The following is an 11642-nucleotide window of genomic DNA, read 5'->3' as shown; positions in this document are numbered from 1 at the left end:
CTCCTTATCAGAAAAGCGGAAGCGCCTTCGCCATCTTATTTTCCTAAGAAAAGCAGCTAGGCGCCCGAGCTAGACATCTGTATGTTGCCATTGATATTTATGCGTAAGCACCCATGATTTGTATAATTGCTTCATTGTCTAAAATGGAGGCTTTGACCTCTGCTACCATTTCTGTTGTTGAAAGAACTTTTGTTCCGTCCGCGACAATATCCCGTGTCCTGAAACCAGCGTCAAGCACATCCCGTACTGCACGTTCAATTTCCTCTGCTTCTTCTTCAAGGCCAAAGGAAAGGCGCAGCATTGAGGCAGCTGAAAGAATAGTTGCCAACGGGTTGGCTACATTCATTCCGGCAATGTCCGGAGCAGAACCGTGAATCGGTTCGTACATGCTAGGTCCTCCGATTGAAAGGGAAGCGGAAGGAAGCATTCCAAGTGAACCCGTTAAAACTGATGCCTCGTCGCTTAAAATATCACCGAACATATTTTCTGTCACAATCACATCAAATTGTCTTGGATTTCTAATAAGCTGCATCGCTGCATTGTCTACAAGCATATGTTCCAGTTCAACCTCTGGATAGGAAGCTGCCACTTCTTCTGCAACCTCACGCCATAGCCTGCTAGACTCCAATACATTTGCTTTATCAACTGAAGTAACTTTTTTTCTGCGGCCGTTCGCTACTTTAAATGCCAGCTCAATTATCCGCTTAATCTCTTCCCGTTTATAAAATAGGGTATCAACTACCGCTTCTTTTCCTTCATGTGTGGTACGTTCGCTCGGCTTGCCAAAGTACAGGCCGCCTGTCAGCTCCCTGACAATGATCAGGTCAACCTCTTCAATGATTTCTTTTCTTAAAGGGGATGCTTCTGATAAGCTGGAATAATAGCTGATTGGCCTTAGATTCGCATACAGGTCGAGTTCCTTCCGGATAGCAAGCAGTCCCCTTTCTGGTCTTAAATGGGAAGGATTATTGTCCCATTTTGGACCTCCAACTGCTCCAAGGAGGACAGCATCGCTGGCTTTGCACATTTCAATTGTCTCTTCCGGAAGGGGATTTCCTGTTTCGTCAATGGCCCCACCGCCAATAGAACCATATTGGAACTCGAATTCATGGTTGTATCTTTCGGCAATCGCCTGGAGAATCTCGACCGCCCCTCTTGTCACTTCTTTTCCGATTCCATCGCCCGGCAGTACTGCAATTTTCCTTTTCATCGTAGCATCCCCTTTCATATATTTAAGGCTGTAATACCGTTTCTCTATCATTTAAATAAATGACTCTGTTAACAGCGTGAAGGTAGGCCTTTGCTGATGCTTCCAAAACATCCTGGGCCAGCCCGCGGCCACTTGTTTCAACACCATCAAATTTCAACTTTACAAACACCTGTGCAAGGGCATCCCTGCCTGCGCCAACAGATTGGATCCGATAGTCCAGAAGATTAACCGTTCCATCGATGCATCTTTCGAGCGTATTGTATAAAGCCTCAATACTTCCAGCTCCTGTTGCCGCTTCTTGAATTACTTCATTTTCCCGCCCTGAAAGTGTAACTGTAGCTGTCGGTATCTGGCTTGTGCCGTACACAACTTGGATTGATTCTAATTCAAAGAATCTTTGATCCTTTGAAAGCTTTTCTTCAAGGACCAGTGCATTCAAATCGTCATCTGTCATTTCTTTTTTCTTATCGGCCAGCTCCTTAAATTGGACGAACAGCCTGTTCAGTTCTTCCTCTGTAACGCTCATTCCCAGCTCTTCAAGTCGGGTCTTAAATGCATGCCGGCCTGAATGTTTACCCAGTACCATGGAGTTAATGGAAACTCCCACAAGGTCAGGAGAAATGATTTCATATGTTGTTTTTTCCTTTAATACTCCATCCTGATGAATCCCGGATTCATGGGCAAAAGCATTTCTTCCTACTACAGCCTTATTTGCCGGTATAACCATACCGGTTAGCTTGCTGATCAAGCTGCTGGTACGCGAAATTTCATTCAATTTAAGACGGGTATTAGCCTGGTAATGATCAGCTCTGGTATGAAGCGCTACCACTACTTCTTCCAAAGCAGCATTTCCTGCTCTTTCGCCAATTCCGTTAATGGTTCCTTCTACTTGTTCCGCCCCGGCTTCAATCGCAGCAAGCGAGTTTGCAGTAGCCATTCCTAGATCATCATGGCAGTGGGCAGAAAGCTTTACTTTATGAATAGAAGGAACATGTTCCCTCAAGTATCTGAAGATGTTTCCATATTCAGCGGGAGGCAGGTATCCAACCGTATCCGGGATGTTGATAACATGGGCTCCTGCCTGGATAACGGCTTCAACAATTTCGGCTAGATAATCAAGCTCTGTTCTTCCCGCATCCTCTGCTGACCATTGAACAATTGGGAACCGCTGTGCGGCGTATTTAACAGACCCAACTGCAATTTCAATTACTTCTTCCTTGGATTTCTTTAGCTTATACTGCCGATGGATAGGAGACGTGGCAATAAATGTATGGATTCTTGGCTCAGCTCCATCCTTTAATGCATCCCAAGCTGCATCAAGGTCGCTCTGTATGGAACGGGCAAGCCCTGTTACGGAACAATTCCGAACGATCCTTGCTATCTCTTGCACAGAAGCGAAATCCCCTTTAGAAGAAGCCGGAAACCCGGCTTCGATTATATCTACACCAAGGCGTTCAAGCTGCCTGGCGATTTCTATTTTTTCGGAAAAATTTAAATTCACACCGGCTGATTGTTCACCATCACGTAACGTAGTGTCGAATATATTAATTTTTCGCAACTGCTGCCACTTCTTTCTTCTTTTGCTGCTGGACGAAAGGCATCATTTTGCGAAGCTCGCGTCCTACTGTTTCAATTGGATGTTCTTTTTCGCTTTCATTAATTGCGTTAAAGACAGGACGGTTAGCCTGATTTTCCAAAATCCAGCCCTTAGCAAACTCGCCTTTTTGAATATCAGTCAGGACCTTCTTCATTTCTGCTTTTGACTGCTCATTTACTACTCGCGGCCCGGAAACGAAATCACCCCATTGTGCTGTATCTGAAATCGAATACCTCATGCCTTCCAATCCGCCTTCGTACATTAAGTCAACAATTAGCTTCAATTCATGCAAGCATTCAAAGTATGCCACTTCAGGCTGGTAACCTGCTTCAGTCAATGTCTCAAATCCAGCCTTTACAAGCGATGTCAATCCGCCGCAAAGCACTGCCTGTTCTCCAAAAAGATCCGTTTCTGTTTCTTCCTTGAATGTAGTTTCAAGCGCACCAGCTCTTAAAGCACCAATTCCTTTCGCATAGGCAAGAGCCAATTCCCTTGCTTCCCCAGTCACATCCTGATAAATAGCGAATAATGCAGGTACTCCAGCTTCCTGCTCATAAGTTCTGCGTACCAAATGTCCAGGACCTTTTGGTGCAACAAGCAGCACGTCTACCTCAGCAGGGGGAACGATTTGATGGAAATGAATATTAAATCCGTGAGCAAACATTAATGCATGGCCTTCTCTTAAAGCAGGAGCGATTTCTTCTTTATATACCTTCGGCTGCATTTCATCAGGAAGCAGGATCATTACAACATCTGAAGCTTCAACTGCTTCTCCGACAGGGTAAACTTTAAAGCCGTCCTGGACTGCCTTCTCCCATGATTTTCCTTCTCTTAGCCCAATAACTACATCTACGCCGCTGTCACGAAGATTTTGTGCGTGAGCGTGTCCCTGGGAACCATAACCAATAACTGCCACTCTTTTATTCTGAAAATATGCTGTATTACCTTCTGCGTTATAATAAACTTTTGCCATTTAAAATCTCTCCCTTTTCCATTTGTTAGTTTGATTGGATTTATTTAAATTATAAAATAGATACCACTTTATTTGTCTGGCTGCTGCGCTGCATGCCTCTCAGGAAAGCTGTTGTTCCAGTACGGGCCAGTTCCTTGATGCCGTATGGTTTTAGCAGTTCAATAAAGGCTTCAATTTTTTCGGATTCTCCTGTAATCTGAATGGTCAGATTGTCTTTGCTTACATCAATCACTGATGCCCTGAATGGTTCAATCAGTGAATATATTTCTGCCCTTGTTTGCGGGTTGACTGCTACTTTTATCAGGGCAAGCTCCCTCGCAACAATGGATTGTCCGGTAATATCGGAAACCTTTAAAATATCAACCTGCTTGTTTAGCTGTTTCGTAATCTGTTCAATGTCCTTTTCATCCTCTGCCTGGACGACAACCGTAATTCGTGAGATGTCTTCCTGCTCGGAATGACCGACCGTAATGCTTTCAATATTATAGCTTCTCTTTGAAAATAGATTGGTAATCCGGTTAAGTACGCCTGGCCTGTTAAGTACAGTCAGAGTGATTATTCCTTTCATGGCTTTACACCTTCCATTTCATGTAACCCTTTTCCTGGTGCGATCATTGGATATACATTTTCGCCAGGTTCAACACGTAAATCGAGAAGTACAGGCTCATTCAAGGCAAATGCCTTCTGGAGAACTGTTTTTGCCTCCTCTTCAGTGGATGCCTGGAACGCTTTGATATCATATGCGTCCGCCAGCTTCACGAATGAAGGCTGTACCGGAAACAGGCTATGAGAGTAACGTTCCTGATAAAACAGTTCCTGCCACTGCCTCACCATCCCTAACGCCTGGTTGTTGACGATAATGATTTTAATAGGAAGCTTCATCTCCGCTATTACCGCCAGCTCCTGGCTTGTCATCTGGAAGCCAGCATCTCCTACTACTGCGATTACCGTCTTTTCCGGTTCAGCAATCTGGGCACCAATCGCTGCAGGGACACAGAACCCCATTGTTCCAAGCCCTCCTGAAGTTACCCAGGCATGAGGCTTATTGAATGTATAATACTGGGCAGCCCACATTTGATGCTGGCCTACATCAGTAACCACGACTGCGTCACCTTTGGTATATTCATGAAGCAGCTCAATTACCCTTTGCGGCTTCAGGTTGTCGCTTTCGGTGTTATACCAGAGCGGATATTCTGCTTTCCACTTCGATATTTGATCCAGCCATTCATCAGATTCAGCCTTCTTGCCATTTTGTTCAACTAGCTGCGAGAGAGCCTCTTTAGCGTCCCCGACGACAGGTATTTTGGTCGGTACATTTTTTCCGATTTCAGCCGGGTCAATATCAATATGGGCGACTGTTGCCTTTGTGGCGAAATGCTTCAGGTTTCCAGTCAACCGGTCATCGAACCTTGCCCCAACGCTAATTAATAGATCACATTCAGACAAAGCCATATTGGCGGCATATTCACCATGCATGCCGGCCATTCCAATAAAAAGTCTGTGATCAGCCGGAAAACCGCCAAGGCCAAGCAGAGTGTTGACAACCGGAATACCCTGTTGCTCAGCATAAGCTATAAGAGATTCGGAAGCTTTAGCGTGAAGCACCCCTGCTCCAGCGAGGATAACAGGCCTTTTTGCGCCGGATACTGCTTCGACAAGCTTTCGAATCTGCAGATAGTTCGGCTGGATTTTCGGCTGATAACCTGGCAGATAAAGCTCTGGATTTTCATCCGCTTCCCCCTCCAAGACAGCCACATCCTTAGGAATATCGATCAGCACCGGTCCCGGCCTCCCGCTGGCAGCAATGTAAAAAGCTTCTTTTACAATCCTTGGGATATCCGAGGCTGTTCTTACCTGATAATTATGCTTTGTTATTGGGGTGGTTATCCCAAGGATATCCGCCTCCTGGAAGGCATCGGTCCCGATTACACTCGTCGCAACCTGGCCGGTGAATACTACCAAAGGAATGGAGTCGATCATCGCATCTGCCAGGCCTGTCACGATGTTCGTGGCTCCTGGTCCTGATGTGGCGATAACCACCCCTGGCTTTCCGGTAATTCTTGCATATCCTTCAGCTGCGTGGATTGATCCTTGCTCATGCCGGCAAAGGATATGTGGTATTCCAGCGTCATAAAGCTTGTCATAAATTGGGAGTACAGCTCCGCCTGGATAACCAAATATTACTTCTACTTTATGATTTCGTAGCGCTTCCATCAAAAAATCGGCACCGGCTTTTTTTGTTTTTTCACCCTTCTTCTCTGGAAGTACTGTCTTTTGATTCATTTTTTTGCCTCCCCAATAACTTTTTCATTATTTTTTTACAAATCATTTGTGCAAATTATCTAAAATCTTTTTCCAGGAACTGGCCATAGGCTTTCCTTAGGGTTTACTTGCTTTTTGACTGTAAAAAAAACAATATAAAAAGCCCCTCCACCCACATACGCCTGCAAGCAGCAAGCTAAAAGGGGTGAAAAGGCTTTGGGAACCAATCCACGGTACCACCCTTAATTCGCGCTAATAAAATGTGCGCGCACTTATGGACAGCTTATGCTATCCGTTTTGATAACGGGTGATGGTATTCACCCGTCCAGCTCTACTCGATTACTTTCAAGCTGAAACTCCGAGGTGAGTTCATTTCCCAGCTGCATGACCGGCTCTCAGCTAACCCGGCTCTCTGTACCTGCTTTTCTGGGAAACTACTTATCCTCTTCAACGTTTTTCGATATTATATGACTTGCGGGGCAGCCTCCGGATAATATACCGGCACCCCATCTTCGACTACTTTTTTCCTGAATACTTTAAGCAGCTTTTTTGTTGTCTCACCTGGTACACCCTCGCCAATCGTTCGTCCATCAACCTTGATGACAGCGATTACCTCGGCAGCTGTACCTGTCAAGAAAACTTCGTCAGCTACATAGACATCATGCCTTGTAAATGCCTGTTCCTTTACTTCATAGCCTAATTCCTTGGCAATTTCGATAATAGCACTTCGGGTAATACCTTCCAGTGCTCCAATATAACCAGGCGGTGTATAGATGCAGCCCTTTTTAACAATAAACACGTTATCTGCTGATCCTTCTGCTACATAGCCTTGATCGTTTAACATTAATGCTTCATTAACATTCGCAAGATGGGCTTCAATTCTTACTAATACATTATTCAAGTAATTCAGCGATTTCACCATTGGACTTAACACGTCAGGACGGTTTCTTCTTGTAGCAACAGTTACAATCTCAATTCCCGTTTCATAAAGATGTTTCGGGAATATGGCCAGTGGTTCAACAATGATGACAACACTTGGAGCTTTACAATTATATGGGTCCAGACCCAGATCTCCAATACCCCTGGAAATCACAAGCCGGATATAGGCATCTTTAATATTATTTCGTGCTACTGTCTCCAGAACTAGTCCAGTCAATTCTTCCTGTGTATGTGGAATTTGAAGCAAAATGGATTTTCCTGACTGATACAGGCGGTCCATATGTTCTTCCATTCTGTAGACATTGCCGCTATATACTCGAATTCCTTCGAAAATTCCGTCTCCGTATAAAAAGCCGTGATCGTAAACCGATACTTTTGCATCTTCTTTCGTTACGAAGTGGCCATTTAAATAAATCCATTGATCTGACAAAAAAGACACTCCTTTTAAGTGAAAAGCTTTAAACCAATAAAGCGGAAAAATAAAACCATGACTGGGCGTGAGTTTTATTGTGCAATTCGCTAAACTCTGGCTGTTTTTCTTGGTCAGCCATCCCTTATTTGTGGACTATATTACGCCCATTTTACAGGAGAGTCAATACCATTTTCGTGAATTATTTGACTATTTTGATTTATCGATTACTTTGTATCCGCTTACATATGCATCAGGACAACAAAAGTCCTTTTAAAAATTTTTTTGATTTTTTAAATTTATTAAATAATTACCTTCCTGCTCAATGGGGAAATACTTATATCGACACGCCATTATTTTGTGACAAAATTTCGAACAATTAAAAAAGAGATGACCGTTTATTCCATCTCTTAGGGATCATAAGCATCATTATTCTGTTTCATATATTCATCGACTTCCTGATTATTGCGCACGACCTTCGCAACTGTAAAGGATGAGATAATCATACTATCGTACCCATTGGGTAATATTGCGAGAAAGTCAGTCCAAAGTTTTGGTTGCATTTCTCTTTACACACAAAAAAAGAAAACCCCTAAAGAGGTTTTCCTTTCAATTAGCGTCCCAGGAGAGATTCGAACTCCCGACCGACGGCTTAGAAGGCCGTTGCTCTATCCAGCTGAGCTACTGGGACATATTTTATGTTTTTCAAGGACATTTTTGATTATAGTACTATAAAAATTGAAAGTCAACCCCATTTTTTGAACAATAGACAGAAAGATTTTCACTTTCTGTCTATTGTTACAATATCACTTAAAAATATACGTTTGGCTCAGTCCGTCAACAGAATTTCCTTCTAAATCATAAAAATTCACATTCACTTCATTGCCGCTGTTTTCTAAAATAACATATGTTTTTTCAGCCCGCATTTTTGGGAGACGAATGCTTCCAGGATTGATGAAGAGTGTCCCATTAATCATTTCTGATCCGGCTATGTGAGAATGGCCAAAGCAAACAATTTGTGCATCCACTTCTTCCGCTTTATAAGATAGGTTTATCAGTGATATTTTAACATTGTACAGATGCCCATGAGTAATATAAAAACGGAAGCCTTCCAGGTCCTCTGACAGCTGCTCAGGATAGTCTTTATCGAAATCGCAATTTCCCCTTACAGCAAGAAACCGTGACATCTCCGGACTGCCAAAAGGCAGTTCAGAATCACCACAATGGATCATTGCCTCTACCTCACCGCTGTGCCTTTCCTTAATATTGCTTATTTCATGAGTTAAGCCATGGCTGTCACTCATTATCAAAACTTTCATTGCTTCTCCTCTTCCTTCTGCAAAAAAGTTTCTAACAGCCCTTCCAGCTTCTTAAGAGCCACTGCCCGATGGCTGATGGCATTTTTCTCTTCTTTCACCAGTTCAGCCATCGTTTTTCCTTTTTCATCAATGAAAAATACCGGGTCATATCCAAAACCATTTTTTCCGGCTGGCTTTTCGGTGATTCGTCCTTCGACCGTCCCTGCAACCGTTACGGTTTGCTGATTGGGTGAAGCAAGCGCCAGGGCACAGTAAAAGCGGGCTGTTCGCTTACTTTCTGGTACTCCATCCAGCTCCTGCAGGACCTTTTCAGTATTGGCAGCGTCATTTTTCTCTTCTCCGGCATAGCGTGCAGAATACACACCTGGCTTGCCGTCCAGAGCATCCACAATCAATCCAGAATCATCACCTATCACAATAGTGCCAGTCTGCCTTGCAATTGTTTCAGCTTTCAAGATGGCGTTTTCCTCAAATGTTGAGCCTGTTTCCTCAACGTCTATTGAATCTTCTATATCCAGCAGAGTTTGAACCTTGTAACCCTTTGGCAAGAATAAGCTTTCGAATTCTTTTGCTTTCCCTTTATTCTTTGTGGCAATCAATACGGTTTTCATCATGCCTGGCCCTCGGCAGCCGGTTGTATTTTATCGGCGATTTCACCTAGTGCTTCCCTCTGGATTTCAAATAAATTCATTAACCCCTGCTGCGCTACATCAAGCAATTGCTGTAACTGGCTATAGGAGAAAGTTGCCTCTTCTCCTGTCCCCTGAAGCTCTACAAATTCACCGCTTCCCGTCATAATAATATTCATATCAACAAGGGCCGCTGAGTCCTCAACATAATTTAAGTCCAGAACGACACCCTGATTATCTAGAATTCCAACACTTGTGGCAGCCAGGAAATCTATTATCGGGAATTTTGCAATCCTTTTATCAGTATGTAATTTATTGAGTGCAATCGCCATTGCCACAAATGCACCTGTTATGGAAGCTGTTCTTGTTCCTCCATCTGCCTGGATTACATCACAGTCAATCCATACCGTTTTTTCCCCAATGGCTTTCAGGTCAACAATCGCTCTAAGTGCACGGCCAATCAGCCGCTGGATCTCCATGGTACGCCCTGTGATCTTCCCTTTTGCAGCTTCCCTGATTGTACGCTGGTTTGTTGCCCTTGGGAGCATGGAATACTCTGCAGTTATCCACCCCTTCCCCTCGCCTCTCATAAACGGCGGCACACGATCTTCAATACTCGCCGTGCAAATCACCTTTGTATCACCAACAGTGATTAAAACAGAGCCTTCAGGGTGCTTCAAATAATTTGTATCAATATGTATCTCTCTTAGTTGATTATGTACCCGTCCATCATTTCGCATAAAAAATTCCTCCTGCCTTACCGATTTTCGTTCTTATTCCCGGTACAATTTTTCTCAAACAAATAAGAGGCGGCTTTCGCCTACCCCTGCTATTCTCTATATAGTATATCAAAAAAATTTTTTTAAAAACTACCAGTGTTTACTTTTTCTGGACGCATTACTGGTTCGGATAGCGGTTTTCCTTCTTCGTTGACCAGTTCCGCCCTACCATTCACCTTAATTTCTACGCTCTCAATCCCTGTTTGTTCAGTTAATGACAGCACTAGAGCATCAAGCACCTGATTTGAAACTTTATTTTTTTCCTTGAAACTCCCTGTAATGGACTCATTAAAATTTAATGTAACCTTGCCATCGGCTACCTTTGGCTCATCGACAAGCTTGACATCAGGCATAAATAAATTCTCAAGGCTTGAAGCGTATGAAGGGCCCTTTACCAATTCATCAATCGCGGCTGCCACATTATCCTTTTTTGTTTCGCTGACCCTTCGTGTGACAGGCACATAGTAATAATTATCCTCTTCTCCACCAATATAATAAACAGTCAGCGCTTTAGTATTGGTGATATCTGCAACATTTTGGACATCAAGGTTGATACCATGTGCCCGCGATACACCTTCAGACACAGGAGTGCCATTTACAGGCATTTCATTTACATCGTGCCCGTTGATTCTCAGCTTGACCTTTTGCACGGAATCGAATTGTGTCAGTGTCCAAGTGATCGCTTGAAGGATTCGTTCTTCATCCTCTGCTTTATACTCTGAAAATTCCTTGGAGAAATCGGCAATTGCTTCTCCATCTTTTATATTCACATCTACCTCGGTGCCAGCAGGAAGCACTGCACGGAAGCCATTTGGCAGCATTTCTTCAACTGGACCATTTGATACAAGGTATTCCAGGGCCTGTTTAGCTATCCCTTCTGACTTTGGCAATACCATTGTCTGCGGAACTACATAACCATTCTTATCAATTAAATAAAGCTCCGTTTTCACAGTTCCTTGTCCAGCTTCCTTATTTGCTATTTGTCCCGTTTTACCATTGTCCCCGTTCGTATCCAGTTCCTTAGCATCATCGACATACGTAACAGCTTTTGGCGGATCTATTTTCTTAACCTCTTCTCCACCAAACAATCCGCAGCCAGTCAGCAGCACAGAAGAAGCTAGAATCGATCCAGCAATAGTTCCTCTTGTCACTTTGGACATTACAATCCCTCCCAAGACAGTTTGTACTACTATTTATACGAGCCTTGGGATAAATTAGACCGATTTAAAAAATTAAATAATTAATAGGAGCCATACCGCCCTGAAAAAAGGAACGACGATGTTAGTTCATTATCAAAGCGGAAAAACATCTAAAATCGCTACGCCTTATGGCCACGTTGGCACCAGAACACCCTCAAAAAGCTGCTGCTTAATTTCGTGCGGGGGTATTGATGCTGTACCGTGCCTTGTCCTGTACCTCGGATCTCTACCACTTTCGTTATCTGCAAATGCTTTCTTTATAACGAAAAATCCCCTGCCGTTTAAAGTGTACCCTTTGTAAAGGACAGTCTTAAAAAAAGCTAGGC

At 43.5% G+C, this 11642-nt stretch carries 11 protein-coding genes, 1 tRNA gene and 1 other annotated feature; all 12 genes read right to left on the bottom strand.

Annotation, left to right across the window (positions count from 1 at the left end):
* Positions 1–97 precede the first annotated feature (97 nt).
* The gene (gene leuB / locus D0469_RS00060) at positions 98–1210 is read right to left on the bottom strand and encodes a 3-isopropylmalate dehydrogenase (RefSeq protein WP_117324618.1); all 1113 of its coding nucleotides are present in this window, start codon (positions 1208–1210) and stop codon (positions 98–100) included.
* Between the two features lie 22 nt (positions 1211–1232).
* Positions 1233–2768, bottom strand: a complete 1536-nt coding sequence (locus tag D0469_RS00055; RefSeq protein ID WP_117324617.1) for a 2-isopropylmalate synthase — start codon at positions 2766–2768, stop codon at positions 1233–1235.
* A complete protein-coding gene (gene ilvC / locus D0469_RS00050; protein WP_117324616.1) occupies positions 2755–3780 on the bottom strand; it encodes a ketol-acid reductoisomerase in 1026 nt (341 codons plus the stop codon). Before ilvC ends, D0469_RS00055 begins: the two co-directional genes overlap by 14 nt.
* Before the next feature lie 49 nt (positions 3781–3829).
* Positions 3830–4348, bottom strand: a complete 519-nt coding sequence (gene ilvN, locus D0469_RS00045) for an acetolactate synthase small subunit (RefSeq protein ID WP_117324615.1) — start codon at positions 4346–4348, stop codon at positions 3830–3832.
* Positions 4345–6063: an acetolactate synthase large subunit gene (gene ilvB / locus D0469_RS00040; RefSeq protein WP_117324614.1), complete on the bottom strand. Its 1719-nt coding sequence runs from the start codon at positions 6061–6063 to the stop codon at positions 4345–4347. The genes ilvN and ilvB overlap by 4 nt, the downstream gene beginning before the upstream one ends.
* A 177-nt stretch (positions 6064–6240) precedes the next feature.
* Positions 6241–6502: a binding site (T-box leader), on the bottom strand.
* A 3-nt stretch (positions 6503–6505) separates the two neighbouring features.
* Positions 6506–7411 (bottom strand): branched-chain-amino-acid transaminase, encoded by a 906-nt coding sequence (gene ilvE / locus D0469_RS00035; RefSeq protein WP_117324613.1) that lies wholly within the window; start codon positions 7409–7411, stop codon positions 6506–6508.
* 596 nt (positions 7412–8007) lie between these two features.
* Positions 8008–8081: transfer RNA gene (locus D0469_RS00030), tRNA-Arg, on the bottom strand.
* A gap of 115 nt (positions 8082–8196) precedes the next feature.
* Positions 8197–8709 carry a metallophosphoesterase gene (locus D0469_RS00025; protein WP_117324612.1) on the bottom strand — a complete coding sequence of 171 codons (513 nt, stop codon included), beginning with the start codon at positions 8707–8709 and terminating at the stop codon, positions 8197–8199.
* The gene (locus D0469_RS00020) at positions 8706–9320 is read right to left on the bottom strand and encodes an XTP/dITP diphosphatase (RefSeq protein WP_117324785.1); all 615 of its coding nucleotides are present in this window, start codon (positions 9318–9320) and stop codon (positions 8706–8708) included. The genes D0469_RS00025 and D0469_RS00020 overlap by 4 nt, the downstream gene beginning before the upstream one ends.
* Positions 9320–10078, bottom strand: a complete 759-nt coding sequence (rph, locus tag D0469_RS00015; RefSeq protein ID WP_117324611.1) for a ribonuclease PH — start codon at positions 10076–10078, stop codon at positions 9320–9322. Before rph ends, D0469_RS00020 begins: the two co-directional genes overlap by 1 nt.
* 122 nt (positions 10079–10200) lie before the next feature.
* A complete protein-coding gene (locus D0469_RS00010) occupies positions 10201–11277 on the bottom strand; it encodes a GerMN domain-containing protein (protein WP_117324610.1) in 1077 nt (358 codons plus the stop codon).
* Positions 11278–11442: 165 nt separating this feature from the next.
* Positions 11443–11642 (bottom strand): hypothetical protein (locus D0469_RS21425; protein ID WP_233522898.1); only part of this gene is annotated, 200 nt, incomplete at its 5' end.

The organism is Peribacillus saganii (assembly GCF_003429095.1).
GTDB lineage: Bacteria > Bacillota > Bacilli > Bacillales > DSM-1321 > Peribacillus > Peribacillus saganii.
Note: the sequence above shows the minus strand (reverse complement) of the source record. Positions and strands in the feature narration are given on the sequence as shown.

Coding starts and splice junctions, on each gene's coding strand:
- D0469_RS00020 (WP_117324785.1), bottom strand. CDS start 9,320: ATGAAAACCGTATTGATTGCCACAAAGAATAAAGGGAAAGCAAAAGAA.
- ilvC (WP_117324616.1), bottom strand. CDS start 3,780: ATGGCAAAAGTTTATTATAACGCAGAAGGTAATACAGCATATTTTCAG.
- D0469_RS00025 (WP_117324612.1), bottom strand. CDS start 8,709: ATGAAAGTTTTGATAATGAGTGACAGCCATGGCTTAACTCATGAAATA.
- rph (WP_117324611.1), bottom strand. CDS start 10,078: ATGCGAAATGATGGACGGGTACATAATCAACTAAGAGAGATACATATT.
- ilvB (WP_117324614.1), bottom strand. CDS start 6,063: ATGAATCAAAAGACAGTACTTCCAGAGAAGAAGGGTGAAAAAACAAAA.
- D0469_RS00010 (WP_117324610.1), bottom strand. CDS start 11,277: ATGTCCAAAGTGACAAGAGGAACTATTGCTGGATCGATTCTAGCTTCT.
- ilvN (WP_117324615.1), bottom strand. CDS start 4,348: ATGAAAGGAATAATCACTCTGACTGTACTTAACAGGCCAGGCGTACTT.
- leuB (WP_117324618.1), bottom strand. CDS start 1,210: ATGAAAAGGAAAATTGCAGTACTGCCGGGCGATGGAATCGGAAAAGAA.